We start from the raw sequence: 15856 nt of genomic DNA on the forward strand, positions 1-15856 counted from the left end.
AAATATCGATTGCTGAAACCGAAATAGCCAAGGGACAAAGACGTAAAATACAAAGCAAAAAAAAAGGGGGCCGTATCATAAAATTAAATTATGATACGGCCCCTTATTATTTCTACAGATTTAGATCATGGTGTTAAAAACCTTTTACCATTTACCTTTTACCTTCTGCCTCTAATCACTATATTTGCGCCAACATGAGTGATAACAGGTACAATCAACGTGGCGTTTCTGCCTCAAAAGAAGATGTGCATAATGCCATCAAAAACATCGACAAAGGAATTTTCCCGAAAGCATTTTGCAAAATCATCCCCGATATTTTAGGAGGCGATGAAGATTATTGTAATATCATGCACGCAGATGGTGCAGGCACTAAATCTTCTTTGGCTTATGTTTACTGGAAAGAAACCAACGATATTTCTGTTTGGAAAGGCATTGCCCAAGATGCAATTATCATGAATATTGATGATTTGATTTGTGTTGGCGCAACTGATAATATCCTTTTATCCTCTACTATTGGTCGTAACAAGAACTTAATTCCCGGTGAGGTAATCGCAGCGGTAATTAACGGCACCGAGGAGATTTTAACCGATTTACGCGAACAAGGAATTTCTATTTACTCAACTGGCGGAGAAACTGCCGATGTTGGCGATTTAGTAAGAACCATTATTGTAGATTCTACAGTTACTTGCCGACTAAAACGCGAAGATATTATCAGCAACGATAATATTAAAGCTGGCGATGTTGTGGTAGGCTTGGCTTCTTATGGTCAGGCAACTTACGAAACTGAATACAATGGCGGAATGGGCTCTAACGGATTAACTTCTGCCCGTCATGATGTTTTTAATAAATCTGTTGCAAATAGCTACCCTGAAAGTTTCGACCCTGCAGTTCCTTTCGATTTGGTATTTTCTGGCCAAAAAAAATTAACTGATGAAATTGAAATTGAGGGCTTTGGCAAAACAACAGTTGGTAAATTAGTTTTATCTCCTACCCGAACCTATGCTCCTGTAATTAAAAAAATATTAGAAAGCTACCGCAGCCAGATTAATGGGATTGTTCATTGCAGCGGCGGTGCACAAACAAAGGTTTTGCATTTTGTTAATGATGATGTTCATGTAATAAAAGATAACCTATTCCCTGTACCTCCATTATTTAAACTCATACAAGAAGAATCAGGCACCGAATGGAAGGAAATGTATAAGGTATTTAATATGGGCCATAGAATGGAGCTCTATGTACCTCAAGAAATTGCGGATGATATTATTGCAACCTCAAAAAGCTTTAACATAGATGCACAAATCATTGGTCGTGTTGAAAAGAGCGATAAAAAACAAGTGACCATTGTTAGCGAAAAAGGAACATTCGTTTATAATTAACTAATAAAATTTCTTTTAACAGAAAGGCTCCGAATGATGAATTCGGAGCCTTTCTGTTTATTATGCAGTTTAATTCAAGCAATACTTCAAGGTTGTAATGTACTAACATCCTTTGCCAAGCTAAAGCCAATCCCAAATATCTGCTCAAAAAGTAGTGGATAAATAAAAGCCCCCGATTTTCATCAAGGGCTTTAATTTATACTAAAATTAAAGTATTAGTTAAAGTTATAACGAACACCAAACTGCATGTAGTAAGTAGAAGAAATTGTTTGTGAAGTACCAAAAGTTTCTTTAACAATATCATTTGATGCATTAGCAACTCTGAACGTTGGTTTTGTTGTAGCATTAATTGCCGAAATATTTTGAGGAACTAAAATTGCTGCATTATTTACAAAATTCACATTACCCCATTTACGATTTAATAAATTACCTACATTGAAAATGTCAACTGTAAACTGGAATGAGTTTTTAGTTTTACCGAAATCTTTGAAAACTTCCTGAGTTAACCTGAAGTCAAATTGGTTTCTCCAAGGAGAAGTACCACCATTACGTTCCGCAAACTTTCCTCTATTTTTACTTAGGTATTTGTCCTGGCCAACATAAGCTTCGAATAAATCTGCTTGCTCTTGAGCACTATAAGCCCTTGAATAACCAGTTGTTCCCGCTGGAATAGCAACAAAAGAAGCTGCAGTTAATTCACCTGGATTAGGAATATAAATTAAGTCGTTTCCTGATACACCATCACGGTTAAAATCACCATTGTATGTGTAAGAGAATCTGCCTTGTTGAGCACCTTCATAAAACAATGAGAATGAAGTAGACAAATTACCGAAATATGCCTTTCTGTAAGAGATATTAGCAATAACCCTATCTGGATTTAAGTTACTAGAATAACTTAAAGTTTGGTTATTTGGATTACCAGATGTTTGAGGTAAAGACCATAAGTTAGCTAATTGATCACCTCCTTGATCACCATAATTACGTTGATCCGAGCGTGTGTAGGCAATCATTGCTGAAATACCGTTTGAGAATTGTTTAGTTAATTGAGCAGTAGCCATCCAGTTGTAACCACCTTTAACATTACTCATTTGAATTGCATTAAATCCTGTAACAGTTCCGTTTACACCACCGCTTGGGGTTCCTTGAGCCACAGGTAAACCTGCTGAATTAATAGGGTTGTAGTATTTATCAGAATTACTTACTGGATAAAATAGCCTTGTATCTCCGTAACCAGCAATTTGTATACTTGGATTAACTAAATTTAAGTTTCTAGCAAATGCCACATTAAGGTCACGTCCATAAATACCCTCCAATGTTCCAACAACTCCACCTGGTAATTTAACATCAAATGCTAAACTCGATTTCCAGGTTTGTGGGAATTTCAAATCAGGTGCCATTACACTGATACCAGAAGAAGGAATTGAACTTCCTGCAGCAGGAGCAGCTGTAGATAATTGTGGAGCTATTGAAGGATTAAATAATGGTGCAGCATTACCTACATAACTTTGAGTGTATTGAATCAAACCAGCATCACCCGATTGTGAAACAATCCATACAAAAGGAATACGACCAGTAAATATACCTGTACCGCCACGAACTTGCAACGAGCGATCACCATTTACATCCCAGTTAAAACCGAAACGAGGCGAGAAAGAAACTTTATTTTCTGGCAAAACACCAGTATCAACTTTCTGTCCACCGAAATTTAAACCAGCCACCAATGGATGTGTTCTTACTTCAGTAACATCAGGATAAGAAGCTTGCTCTACACGCAAACCTGCTGTTAATTTTAAACGGTCAGTTATCGTAAACTCATCCTGTAAATAGGCCGAGTACTGTGCAAATTTAAAACTTGGGTAAGCTTGAGAACCATCGGCTGTTAATGGATAAGTAACGGTATATTGAGCAGGTCTTTGATTAGTAATAAAATCATTCCAAGATCTGAAAGTATAAAAACCAGTACCAAAACGTTGGAAACCATTTTTTGTAGTACTATATTCAGCCTGAACACCTAAAGTTAGATTATGTTTACCTAATGCTAAACTCAAGTCATCGCTATAAGTATAACTTGTTACATCTCTTAAATTACCATAAGAAAAAGGCTCGTAACCAAAAGTAGTTAAAACACTACCTAAGTTTGAATTACTTGTTGGATTACCATCTAAAATATCAACTAAAGGAAATGGCGTTCCATCTGTTGTTCTAGGGTCATTTTGATGCGAGTAAGTTACACGAGCTACGTTAGTCACTTTACTTCCAAAGTTCGAGTTTAACTCAGCAACACCAGAATACAAGTTAGCGGCTTGGTAATAGTTTGAATTAAAGAAAGGTAGACCGGCGTTTCTAGCAGTACCAGATCTAGCATTTACATAAGCGTAACCTGTTATAGAACCAATTGGCGACCCACCAGTTGATGTACTCGCCGAAGAAGGGGATTTACTTTCTACTTGATTGTAACGAACACTAAAACGGTGATTTTTGTTAATATTCCAATCTAAACGAGCAAACATTTTTTCATTATCACTTTTGTTAGAATATCCTTGGTAAGGACCAGTTGCATAACCATAAGTATTAGCTAAATACGAACTAACCTCGTTTAAAAAGGTTTCGGATGCTTGTACTACGTTTGGATTTGCCACTGAATATGGATTTGCTGCACTTGAAGCAATTCTTTGTGTACCAGGAGCAGTAGTAAGTTTCTTTTCATAGTTTACAAAGAAAAATAACTTGTCTTTAATAATTGGACCTCCCAAACTGAAACCAAAGTTTTTTTCATCTAATTTTTGAAGAACTAGGTCGCTTGTAGAACCACCAACTCTCTTTCCTTGCTGATCATCACCACGCATAGTATAAAATGCATTTCCTTGGAAAGTATTCGTACCAGAACGTGTTACAGCACTAACTGAACCACCTGTAAAACCTGTTTGACGGGCGTCATAAGGCGTAACATTGATCGAAATCTGCTCTAATGCATCAATTGAAATAGGAGAACCCCCAGCCGGAATATTACCGCCAATACCAAATTGATTATTAAAGTTAGCACCATCTACAGTAAAGTTATTCGAACGGTAGTTACCACCACCAATTGCCCCTTGCGGACCTCCTGCTTGCGGAGTTAAACGGGTTAAATCGTTAACGCTACGTGTAATGGTTGGCAAGCTTTGAATTTGCGCTTTGTTAATTACTGTTGATGTTCCGTTCTTATTTGAATTTAAAATAGCATTTGAACCTTGACCAACAACTTTAACTTCAGCTAATGTTGAACTGTTATCGACTAATGTAGCATTAACAACGTAAGGCTCACCTAATTTTAAGTAAACTTCAGTCAACTTTGAAGGTTTGTAACCAACAAAACTCACTTCAATTGTGTAAGGACCACCTACACGCATGCCACCAATTGTAAAGCGACCATCGTTATTGGTTTGAACAGCATAAACTGTACCCGTTGGCGTGTGTGTAGCCTTAACGCTTGCACCGGGAAGGGAGCCAGAGGCGTCTTTAATGGTTCCTGTCATTGATGATGTTGTAACCTGTGCATTAACACTAAAGTTAATACCTACAAACGCAACGATAACAAGTACTAATCTTAATAGTAAAGATTTCTTCATACTTTGATTTTTTAAATTGTTTTTTTTGAATACTAAATCGTAAATGATTTAACGGTGCAAATGTAATTATTAATTTTTAACACATTTTAACATCTAATGTTAAATTATTATTAATTATCACAAAACTTTTCAACAATTAACACAGCTTTAACAGCTTTAACTTTCAGTTTATCAACAACTTGCTAAGGATTATGAAAATAATATAATTTTAAGCTATTGAAATCACTACTTTTCAGTCATTATAAAGTTATTGTAAGGAATTTTTCATTTATCGTTTATTAACAAACATTTTTTTAGTTTTGGCATTGAAAGAGAATTAATCTTCTCGGAAAAGACGTAATGCTAAGTAGCTTTGCTACAAAGCGAGGGAAATCTTTTAACAAGAGCCTTCTCCTACCCTGGAGCTTACATATTAATACAAAACAATTAAAAAGAAAATCTCTTTAAAATAGATATGAACAATCCAAAATTAAACGACTTATTTAATTTTGGTAAGCTCCATCTAACAGATAAAAAATAAAAAAACAAATAGATGAATTACGACGTTATTGTTTTAGGCAGCGGCCCAGGTGGTTATGTAGCTGCAATTAGAGCTTCACAATTAGGACTTAAAGTTGCAATTGTAGAGCGTGAATCTCTTGGTGGTATTTGTTTAAATTGGGGCTGTATCCCTACTAAAGCACTTTTAAAAAGCGCACAGGTTTTCGAATACATTAACCATGCTGCTGATTACGGCATTACAACTGCAGGAGCAACTGCAGATTTTGCTGCTGTTGTTAAACGTAGCCGTGGTGTTGCAGACGGTATGAGTAAAGGCGTTCAATTTTTAATGAAGAAGAACAAAATTGACGTAATTATGGGTACTGGTAAAGTTAAACCAGGCAACAAATTAGAAGTTAAAGGAGCTGATGGTTCTCAAAAAGAATTAACAGCTAAAAATATCATTATTGCTACAGGTGCCCGCTCTAGAGAATTACCAAACCTTAAACAAGACGGTAAAAAAATTATTGGCTACCGCCAGGCAATGGTTTTACCAGAATTACCAAAAAGCATGGTTGTAGTTGGCTCTGGCGCTATCGGTGTTGAGTTTGCATATTTCTACGCTACAATGGGAACTAAAGTAACTATTGTTGAATTTATGGAAAACGTTGTTCCGGTTGAGGATGAAGACGTTTCTAAACAATTATTACGTAGTCTTAAAAAAGTAGGTATAGATGTAATGACTTCAGCCTCTGTTGAAGCGGTTGATACGAGCGGCTCTGGCTGTAAAGTATCGGTTAAAACGGCTTCAGGAATGCAAACTATAGAAGCTGACATCGTTCTTTCTGCCGCTGGTATCGTTGCAAACATCGAAAACATCGGTTTAGAAGAAACAGGAATCAAAACTGAAAAAGGTAAAATCGTAACCGACGAATTCTACAATACTTCAGTAAAAGGGTATTATGCGATTGGCGATGTTGTAGGCGGACAAGCGCTTGCTCACGTAGCATCTGCAGAAGGTATTATTTGTGTAGAGAAAATCGCTGGTCAACATGTTGAGCCTTTAGATTACAACAACATCCCTGGATGTACCTACTGCACACCAGAAATTGCTTCTGTTGGTTATACTGAAAAAGCAGCGAAAGCAGCTGGTTATGAATTAAAAATAGGCAAATTTCCGTTCTCTGCATCAGGTAAAGCAAGTGCTGCTGGTGCAAAAGATGGTTTCGTTAAATTAATCTTCGATGCTAAATATGGAGAATTATTAGGTGCACACATGATTGGTGCTAACGTTACCGAAATGATTGCTGAAATTGTTGTTGCCCGTAAATTAGAAACTACCGGTCATGAAATGATTAAATCTGTACACCCTCACCCAACCATGAGCGAAGCTATTATGGAAGCTGCTGCTGATGCATACGGAGAAGTTATACACTTATAAGCTGAAAGGCGAAAGGTTTAAAGCTTAAAGGTAAACCCAAAAGCCAATTAAACTGTAAATTAATAAAACCCTTTAGTTAGTGCTAAAGGGTTTTTGTATTTTTATAGGCTATTTTTTTGAAACCCTAAACCCTAAACCCTAAACCCTAAACCCTAAACCCTAAACCCTAAACCCTAAACCTCAAATGAAATTACACACGATAAACACTGGACTTTTCAAATTAGATGGCGGTGCCATGTTTGGCGTTGTGCCAAAAGCAATCTGGCAAAAAACAAATCCTGCGGATGCAAATAATCTTTGTACCTGGGCCATGCGTTGTCTTTTAATTGAAGATGGTAATAAACTTACTTTAGTGGATACCGGAATTGGAGATAAACAAGATGAGAAATTTTTCAGCCATTATTATTTGCATGGCGATGATACAATAGATAAATCTTTAGCAAGCTTAGGCTTTAATAGAGCCGATATAACGGATGTTTTCCTCACGCACTTACATTTCGACCATGTGGGTGGCGCAGTTGTGCGTGACGGAGAAAAATTAATTCCGGCATTTAAAAACGCAAATTATTGGAGCAACGAAAAACATTGGCAATGGGCCGTTGAACCAAATGCAAGAGAAAAAGCTTCGTTCTTAAAGGAAAACATTTTACCAATTCAGGAAAGTGGACAGCTAAAATTTGTTGAAGAAAAAGAAAATTTAGAGTGGCAAAAAGGTATCAATATCAGTTTTGCTTACGGACATACAGATGCCATGATGTTACCTAAAATTAGCTACAAAGGCAAAACAATTGTTTACATGGCCGATTTACTTCCTTCGGTTGGGCACCTTCCCCTACCTTATGTAATGGCATACGATATGTTTCCGTTAAAAACACTAACCGAAAAACAAGCTTTCCTGGAAGAAGCAGTAGACAATGGCTATGTTTTATATTTAGAACACGACCCAATTAATGAATGCTGTACTTTGCAAAGAACCGAAAAGGGCATCCGTGTGTTGGATACTTTTAATCTGAGCGATATATAATAATGATTCGAAAAGCTAAAACTGAAGATGCAAAGCCTGTTGCAAAGTTAATTATCCAGGCAATGGGCGAACTGGCATATAAATTTAGCAATAAATCAAATCAGGAAGCAACCATAAAATTATTCGAACACTTCTTTAAAGAGAAAAACAATCAATACAGTTACGAAAATACGTTGGTTTATGTTGATGAAAACGAAAATGTTATCGGTATATTAAATGCTTATGATGGCGGAAAGCTAGAAGAACTCAGAGCCAATTTCTTAAGTTACCTTTCTATTCATAATGGCTTAATTAACTTTAATCCCGAACCAGAAACAGAAGCCGATGAATTTTATTTAGATACTATCAGTGTAAATCCACTTACACAAGGTAAAGGTATTGGTAAAAAATTAATAGATGCGGGGATAAAATGGGCATCCGAACTTGGCCACAAAAAAGTTGGGTTATTAGTAGAAATTAAAAATCAAAAAGCTTTACAAGTCTATATTAGTAAAGGCTTCATTATTCAAAATGAGAAGATTTTTATTGGAGAACGATATCACCACATGAGCTATACCATTGTATTGTAAATTATTAGTACAATACATCAGCTTACTTACTCTTAAAGCATATAACAAGAAAATAAGTAAAATTTTTTTCTGTTTTTATTTGTATTTAATCTTAATAATAGCAATTTTTGCATCAGATGGAAAAAGCATGCATAGATATTAACGAGCTGATTAACGTATTCTCAAATACTCAAGGTTCTGTTTATCAATCTGATAAACTAAATTGCTTTTATGTTGATTTCGGCGGAAAATTTGCTCGCTACAATTGTCTATCTCTTCAAAAATTAAAAAAAGTTGTTGAAGAAATAGATATCGAATCACTCCTTCTAAATACCCACAAAGCCGATTTTGAATTGGTAACTTTTAATGGATGCGAACACATTTATCTTTTAAGTGCTTTAGAAATTATTGCATTAAAAGATTTATTGCAAGGCACTTTTACCATGTTTAAGTTAAATCACCTTATAAATGATTGCTTAAACCGTCTGGTTTATTAATAAAATACGCCACCCCTTACCTTCTTTTTTAAAACAATTAGTTCAGCAAGAAGTTGCTATAATACATTGCTATTTAGGTAGATGTGCAGCTTTAAAAACTAAAATTTATCCTAATTAAATTTTATCCTATTACATTGGGCTTTGTAAGCTGCAACGCCTTATTTAAACTTATTACAAATAACTAATTATCAGCAATTTAGACTAATTTCATATTGTAAATAATTTACACAAGTAAACAAATAGACTGTACATTTGTATTGTTATTAAAGTACAGAATTATGAAAGATCTAATGCGTATCAAATGTTTAATATCTCAGGATATTGAAACACTTTTAAATCAGCAAATTAAAAAAGAAGCTCACTCTTCATCACTATATTTATCCATGTCATCTTGGTGTGACCAAAATGGGTTTGATTTTTCAGCAGACTATTTTGCAAAACAATCTGAAGAAGAAAGAATGCACCAGTTAAAGTTGTTTAAATATGTTTTAGACATGGGCGGCAATGCAATCTCTCCTGAAGTTACTGGCATCAAAACAGACTTCGCAGGTTTTAGAGAAGTTTTTGAAGATGCTTTAGAAGCAGAAATTGCAATTACTCAAAGTTTTAAAAATTTAGCTGGCAAATGCCATAAAGAACAAGACTTCGTTACAATGGAATTCTTAAACTGGTTCTTAAAAGAACAACGTGAAGAAGAATACAAAGCACGCCGTGCTTTAGAGTTATTCGATGTAATTGGAGAAGAAGGAACAGGAAGATGGGAAATTGATAAACACGTTAATAAAATCACTTACTCCGAACAATAACTAACAAAACATATATTCAAAAGCTACCTTAATACAATGAGGTAGCTTTTTTTTTGCCTTATTTTTTTAGAACCTACATAAAAAAGAAAAGCTTCCTTGGTAGTTTACCAGGAAGCTTTCTTCAGTTTAGGTTGTTTGGTTTATGTTGATTATGAATAAGTCTTAAATGTTTTATAAAAAAAGCGCCGTTACCAGCGCTTTTTTTAAACCAAATATATAATAATAATTAACGAGCATCACAAATGTACGAACATTATCCAGATTATCAATAAATTTTATAAAAAAATATAAATTAATTTAAGAAAACACATAAATACCTAAAAATCAGACTAAAAAAATAGAGAAACAACACAAAAAACATATTATTATTTATTTTTTATTAAAAAAATATGATTTTTAAGTTTCAAAATCATATTTTAAAGAAATATTTAAGTCAAATGATAGAAAATTTTATAAAAAATTACTTAAATCATCCTAATACTTACGATGAAATGTTTTTAAATAGTGATAATTATAGAAATCACTATTCAAATTTCATAAATAACTTCTCTAAAGAATCTCTTGACAACCTGAACAAAAAAGAAGAACTGGCTAAAAAACTGTTTATGAGCCAGGGAATAACTTTTACAGTTTATGATAGTGGCGAAGGAATAGAGAAAATCTTTCCCTTTGATATTATTCCACGAATTATTACTTCAAGTGAGTGGTCTTTTATCGAAAAAGGAATAAAACAAAGATTAAAAGCCCTTAATCTTTTCCTAAAAGATGTTTACAGCAATCAATTTATCTTAAAAGATAAAATTGTTCCAATAAATGTAATTTATTCTTGTCCACATTTTTTACGGGAAATGCATAACGTAAATGTATTGCATGATATATATATACACATTGCAGGCATCGATCTAATTCGCGACCACGATGGAACGTTCTATGTTTTAGAAGATAATCTGCGTACCCCGTCGGGCGTAAGTTATATGCTTGAAAACAGAGAAATTACAAAAAGGCTTTTTCCTGATTTAATTCCGCAATGCAGCGTAAGAAGCGTTACCGAATATCCTGCAATTTTATATAAAAACTTAGTTGCACTTTCACCAAGAGCCGTCTCTAACCCAACTATTGTAATGTTAAGCCCGGGCATGTATAATTCTGCTTATTACGAGCATACCACATTAGCCAGATTAATGGGTGTTGAATTAGTTGAAGGGAGAGATTTAGTAGTGAAAAATCAGAAAGTTTTTATGAAAACAACCACAGGTCTTCAACAAATAGATGTGATTTATCGCCGGGTGGATGATGATTATTTAGACCCTTTGGTTTTTAATCCGAATAGCGTTTTAGGTGTTGCAGGTTTAATGGGTGCTTACAGAAAAGGAAATGTTGCCATTGTAAATGCAGTTGGAAATGGCGTAGCTGATGATAAAGCCGTTTACACTTATGTTCCCGATATGATTAAATATTACCTTAACGAAGAACCGATATTAAAAAACGTACCTACTTATCAGTTAAGTAATCGCGATGAACTTGAATATGTTTTTGAAAACATCAATAAAATGGTTATTAAAAAAACCAACGGAAGCGGTGGTTATGGAATGTTAATGGGCCACGCAGCCGATGAAAAAGAAACTGAAGAATATAAACTTGAAATTTTAAAAGACCCGAGAAATTTTATCGCCCAACCAACAATTAGCCTCTCTTCTGCCCCATGCTTTATTAACGGAAAGCTATCGCCGCGACGAATTGATTTAAGACCTTTTGCCTTAAACGGTCCGGATGGCATTTCAATCGTACCTGGAGGATTAACAAGAGTAGCCTTAAAAGAAGGTTCGCTTGTGGTAAATAGTTCGCAAGGTGGCGGCAGTAAAGATACTTGGGTTTTAACTTCTTAGAATACGAATATGTTAAGTAGAGTAGCATCGAGCCTATATTGGTTAAGCAGATACGTAGAGCGCAGCGATGGTATGTTGCGCATGTTAAAAATAAATTACGCATCATCGCAAGATTCCATTCAGGAATTTACCTGGAAACCAGTTATCAGAATTTTTTCTTCTGACGATGAAAATGAATTGTTAACCATTCAGCATGATAGCCGTGCTGTAATCGAATACCTCTTATTAAACAGAGAAAATCCTAATTCGATATTAAATATTATTACGCTTGCACGCGAAAATGCCAGAAGTGTTCAGGAGCATATTCCTAAAGATTTATGGCAGTGCTTAAATGAATATTACCACACAGTAAAAGACGAAAAATTGTTGTGGTATGTACAAAAAGACGACCCAATAACCGCACTAGATATCCTTATAAAACAGATTATGCTTTATCATGGAACCGCAGATAGTGCCATGGAACGTGGAGAAAGCAGAAGTTTTATGAAAATAGGCAAACATCTGGAAAGAAGTATTCAATCAATAGATATTTTGGATATTAAATTTAGCTCGATTAGCACCAACCCCGATTTGTTAACAGACATTGCTTACTGGAAACATTTATTACTCTCTTTAGGCGGTTACGAATTATATTTAAAAACCTATCGCCAGGGATTCGATGCAAAGAACATTATAGAATTGGTCATGCTAAATAACGATTTCCCACGTTCAGCACTTTATTCTATGAATAACATCGAGCGTTATTTTGGTCGGTTAAAAAGCGAAAACAATATTGAACATTATAATAACTTATCGTTCAAAATTGGCAGATTAAGAAGTATGATTACTTACAGCTCGGTAAATACAATGGGCGAAGAACAATTACACGATTATTTAACACAAATAAGAGCCGAACTTTTTGGCATCGGAAACTCCTTAAACGAATATTATTTTGCAAATTCATAATAAATTAATCATCCCGATAAGTTTACATATAAATAGTATAAACCAAAGCATGTATGCCAATCTTCAAAATTAAACACATTACCAATTACAAATATGAACTGCCTGTTCGGGATAGCGCAAATCAAATTATTTTGTTCCCGATAAAGGATGAATATCAAAAAGTAATTCAACATGATTTAAATATTTCTGGCAGTCCGGAAATTGAAATCTTTATTGATTACTATGGCAATGAAGTTGGAACTTTTACCCAAAACGAGCCGCATACGCAATTAAAAATCTTTTCGAAAGTTTGTGTTGAAACTTTTCCTAAAGCACTTCCGCAAGACGATATGTTTAGCAGCGAGCAATGGAACAGCCTCGATGCAATTAAATATGAAGTACCATATATAGATTACCTTCGTCAGGAGAGTTTTGAAGGCATTAACCAATTAAAAGAAACGGCACTAAATATTAAAGGTATTGATGATACCCCCTATCAAACCGCAATAAAATATTGTGCCGATGTTTTTAATAATTTCGAATACATTAAAGGAATAACTGCTGTTGATACAACTATTGAAGAAATTATGAAACTAAGAGCGGGTGTTTGTCAGGATTTTGCACATGTACTTACCGCAATGCTCCGCTTAACCGGAATTCCGGCCAGATACGTAAGTGGTTATATATGCCCGAACAGAGATGGTATGCGTGGCGAAGGCGCAACACATGCATGGGCAGAAGCTTATTTGCCAGAATATGGATGGCTTGGTTTAGATCCTACAAATAACTGTATTGCAAACGAAAATCATGTGCGCTTAGCGGTAGGTAGAAATTTTACAGATTGCTCTCCGGTAAAAGGCGTTTATAAAGGTGGCTTTGAACACGTTATGGAAGTTAATGTTTCGGTAGGCTATAATGATGAAGACTTTAACGACCATGAAAACTACTTCCAGCCAAAAGAAATAAACTATTCAAAGCCATCGGCAACGGTAACAACGGCAAGAAAACAAAATAGTTACCAGGAATACATGGAGGCTATTCAACAACAGCAACAACAACAGTAGCTTTAAAAACTATGCAAATATTCGTTTTAAGTATTATCACGCCGTCATCTCGATTGAAGCGAAGCGGAGAGATCTTTGACCAAATAATAAACCAGTTCAAAGATTTCTCCACTACGGTAGAAAGGACGGATTGACCATTATTGCAAATTTACTACTTGCAAAAACTTGCTTAATAGCCCCGACATAAGCGTAAATACTTTTGGTTGCACCAAATTTCCAAATCTTTTAGAAGCGTAAACCAAAAGATTGTAGTATTGGCGGGACCGCTGTAAGCCAAGAACCACTGCTATTGCGCTTCATAATATCTACACGAAAACTGCTGTTAAAATAAATGTAAGTGAAGATGCAAAACTCGGTATAGACCTGTGTTTATTGAAATAGCTTTTAATTAACTGCAAACTGTAAATTGAAAACTGCAAACTGATGTATTTTTTTTCTAAATTTGCGCCTTTTACAAATAACAATATGATTAAGAGACAGCAAATTAAAGATTTATTAAAATCGACTGCATTTGACACAGAAGTAACGGTTATGGGATGGGTTAGAACATTCCGAAATAATCAGTTTATCGCTTTAAATGATGGAAGTTGCATGAGCAATATCCAGGTAGTTATCGATTTTAATAATTTACCCGATGAGCTGTTAAAAAGAATTACAACTGGAGCAGCCATTTCTGCAACAGGAAAGCTAATCGAATCTTTAGGTAAAGGACAAAGTGTAGAAATTAAAGCCACAGCGGTTGAAATTTTAGGCGATAGTGACCCTGAAAAATTCCCGTTACAACCGAAGAAACACAGTTTAGAATTTCTGCGTGAAATTGCACACTTACGTTTCCGTACAAATACTTTCAACGCAGTTTTTAAGGTTCGTCATGCTTTAGCATTTGCAATTCATCAGTTTTACAACGAACGCGGTTTTGTGTATATGCATACCCCAGTAATTACAGCAAGTGATGCTGAAGGTGCTGGTGAAATGTTTAAGGTAACCACTTTAGATTTCGATAACACGCCTCGTACGGAAGATGGAAAAGTAGATTTCTCTCAGGATTTCTTCGCACGTGCAACTAACTTAACCGTTTCTGGCCAGTTAGAAGGCGAATTAGCGGCAATGGCTTTCGGACAAATTTATACTTTCGGACCAACTTTCAGAGCTGAAAACTCGAACACAACTCGCCATTTAGCAGAGTTTTGGATGATTGAGCCTGAGGTTGCCTTTGCAGATTTAGAAGATAACATGCAACTTGCCGAAGACATGATGAAGTATGTAATTAAATATGCTTTAGATAACTGCAAAGACGAATTAGAGTTTTTAAATACGCGTTTAGCTGAAGAGGATAAACAAAAACCTCAAAACGAACGCAGTGAGTTTTCTTTATTAGAAAAATTAGATTTCTGTTTAGCCAACGATTTTGAGCGTTTAACGTATACCGAAGCCATCAGAATTTTAAAATCTTCTAAACCAAATCAGAAGAAACAGTTTAAATATTTAATTGATGAGTGGGGAGCTGATTTGCAAAGTGAGCACGAGCGTTATTTGGTAGAAAAACACTTTAAAAAACCAGTAATTTTAACTGATTACCCTGCTGATATTAAATCTTTCTACATGCGCCAAAATGAACCAGATGCTGAAGGTAGAAAAACAGTAGCCGCAATGGATATTTTATTCCCTGGCATTGGTGAAATGATTGGTGGTTCTCAACGTGAAGAACGTTTAGATAAATTAACCAACCGCATGGAAGAATTAAATATTCCACAAGATGAGCTTTGGTGGTATTTAGATACACGCCGTTTTGGTTCTGCACCACACGCTGGTTTTGGTTTAGGTTTCGAGCGTTTAGTATTATTCGTTACCGGAATGACGAACATCCGCGATGTAATTGCGTTCCCTCGTTTCCCAAAAAATGCTGAGTTTTAGTTGGAGCAGGAAGGTGAAAGCTGAAAGCATAAAGCTTATAGCAAAAATAGCATAAAGCATAAAAAATCCGTTTGAATAAAATCAAACGGATTTTTTATTTCTGTCGCCTCATTTCAAGCCATGGATTAAAGTAATTTAAGTATACAGCCATGAGGGAAACTCCCCTCCTAATTTAGGAGGGGCTGGGGCAATGTCATTAACTTAAGGTCATATTGCTCTTTTGTAATTCGTCCATGTTTGATATTTTCCTTTGGTTCTTCTACCTTTTACGATTCTTAAGAATGATCT

Annotated in this window: 11 protein-coding genes; 10 read left to right on the forward strand and 1 reads right to left on the reverse strand. The window is 35.2% G+C overall.

The window, feature by feature from the left end:
- Positions 1 to 194: 194 nt before the first annotated feature.
- Entirely contained in the window at positions 195 to 1376 is a 1182-nt protein-coding gene (locus ACFOUY_RS10145) for an AIR synthase related protein (RefSeq protein ID WP_378960422.1), read from the forward strand.
- Positions 1377 to 1591: 215 nt separating this feature from the next.
- Here the strand turns inward: ACFOUY_RS10145 and ACFOUY_RS10150 are convergent, their stop codons facing one another.
- Positions 1592 to 4984 carry a TonB-dependent receptor gene (locus tag ACFOUY_RS10150; RefSeq protein ID WP_378960423.1) on the reverse strand — a complete coding sequence of 1131 codons (3393 nt, stop codon included), beginning with the start codon at positions 4982 to 4984 and terminating at the stop codon, positions 1592 to 1594.
- Between the two features lie 532 nt (positions 4985 to 5516).
- Here ACFOUY_RS10150 and lpdA point away from each other — a divergent pair.
- From lpdA to asnS, 9 genes are all read left to right on the forward strand, one after another.
- Positions 5517 to 6905, forward strand: coding sequence for a dihydrolipoyl dehydrogenase (gene lpdA / locus ACFOUY_RS10155; protein WP_378960424.1), 1389 nt, complete (start codon positions 5517 to 5519; stop codon positions 6903 to 6905).
- Positions 6906 to 7089: 184 nt separating this feature from the next.
- A complete protein-coding gene (locus tag ACFOUY_RS10160) occupies positions 7090 to 7929 on the forward strand; it encodes an MBL fold metallo-hydrolase (protein WP_378960425.1) in 840 nt (279 codons plus the stop codon).
- A gap of 2 nt (positions 7930 to 7931) precedes the next feature.
- Positions 7932 to 8498: a GNAT family N-acetyltransferase gene (locus ACFOUY_RS10165; RefSeq protein WP_378960427.1), complete on the forward strand. Its 567-nt coding sequence runs from the start codon at positions 7932 to 7934 to the stop codon at positions 8496 to 8498.
- Positions 8499 to 8614: 116 nt separating this feature from the next.
- Positions 8615 to 8974: a hypothetical protein gene (locus tag ACFOUY_RS10170; protein WP_378960428.1), complete on the forward strand. Its 360-nt coding sequence runs from the start codon at positions 8615 to 8617 to the stop codon at positions 8972 to 8974.
- A gap of 278 nt (positions 8975 to 9252) precedes the next feature.
- Positions 9253 to 9780 (forward strand): ferritin, encoded by a 528-nt coding sequence (locus ACFOUY_RS10175; protein WP_378960429.1) that lies wholly within the window; start codon positions 9253 to 9255, stop codon positions 9778 to 9780.
- A gap of 437 nt (positions 9781 to 10217) precedes the next feature.
- The gene (locus tag ACFOUY_RS10180) at positions 10218 to 11666 is read left to right on the forward strand and encodes a circularly permuted type 2 ATP-grasp protein (RefSeq protein WP_378960430.1); all 1449 of its coding nucleotides are present in this window, start codon (positions 10218 to 10220) and stop codon (positions 11664 to 11666) included.
- A 9-nt stretch (positions 11667 to 11675) separates the two neighbouring features.
- On the forward strand, positions 11676 to 12611 hold the full coding sequence (locus tag ACFOUY_RS10185; RefSeq protein WP_378960431.1) for an alpha-E domain-containing protein: 936 nt from the start codon (positions 11676 to 11678) through the stop codon (positions 12609 to 12611).
- Positions 12612 to 12664: 53 nt separating this feature from the next.
- Complete coding sequence (locus ACFOUY_RS10190; protein ID WP_378960433.1) at positions 12665 to 13654, forward strand: transglutaminase family protein; 990 nt, start codon at positions 12665 to 12667, stop codon at positions 13652 to 13654.
- Between the two features lie 465 nt (positions 13655 to 14119).
- Positions 14120 to 15568 (forward strand): asparagine--tRNA ligase, encoded by a 1449-nt coding sequence (gene asnS, locus ACFOUY_RS10195; protein ID WP_378960435.1) that lies wholly within the window; start codon positions 14120 to 14122, stop codon positions 15566 to 15568.
- Positions 15569 to 15856 lie beyond the last annotated feature (288 nt).

Origin of the sequence: Pedobacter jamesrossensis (genome assembly GCF_042650905.1) — a bacterium.
Lineage (GTDB): Bacteria > Bacteroidota > Bacteroidia > Sphingobacteriales > Sphingobacteriaceae > Pedobacter > Pedobacter jamesrossensis.

Excerpts from the sequence above, each read along its gene's own strand:
- ACFOUY_RS10145 (WP_378960422.1), top strand. The coding sequence starts at position 195 with ATGAGTGATAACAGGTACAATCAACGTGGCGTTTCTGCCTCAAAAGAA.
- ACFOUY_RS10150 (WP_378960423.1), bottom strand. The coding sequence starts at position 4,984 with ATGAAGAAATCTTTACTATTAAGATTAGTACTTGTTATCGTTGCGTTT.
- lpdA (WP_378960424.1), top strand. The coding sequence starts at position 5,517 with ATGAATTACGACGTTATTGTTTTAGGCAGCGGCCCAGGTGGTTATGTA.
- ACFOUY_RS10160 (WP_378960425.1), top strand. The coding sequence starts at position 7,090 with ATGAAATTACACACGATAAACACTGGACTTTTCAAATTAGATGGCGGT.
- ACFOUY_RS10165 (WP_378960427.1), top strand. The coding sequence starts at position 7,932 with ATGATTCGAAAAGCTAAAACTGAAGATGCAAAGCCTGTTGCAAAGTTA.
- ACFOUY_RS10170 (WP_378960428.1), top strand. The coding sequence starts at position 8,615 with ATGGAAAAAGCATGCATAGATATTAACGAGCTGATTAACGTATTCTCA.
- ACFOUY_RS10175 (WP_378960429.1), top strand. The coding sequence starts at position 9,253 with ATGAAAGATCTAATGCGTATCAAATGTTTAATATCTCAGGATATTGAA.
- ACFOUY_RS10180 (WP_378960430.1), top strand. The coding sequence starts at position 10,218 with ATGATAGAAAATTTTATAAAAAATTACTTAAATCATCCTAATACTTAC.
- ACFOUY_RS10185 (WP_378960431.1), top strand. The coding sequence starts at position 11,676 with ATGTTAAGTAGAGTAGCATCGAGCCTATATTGGTTAAGCAGATACGTA.
- ACFOUY_RS10190 (WP_378960433.1), top strand. The coding sequence starts at position 12,665 with ATGCCAATCTTCAAAATTAAACACATTACCAATTACAAATATGAACTG.
- asnS (WP_378960435.1), top strand. The coding sequence starts at position 14,120 with ATGATTAAGAGACAGCAAATTAAAGATTTATTAAAATCGACTGCATTT.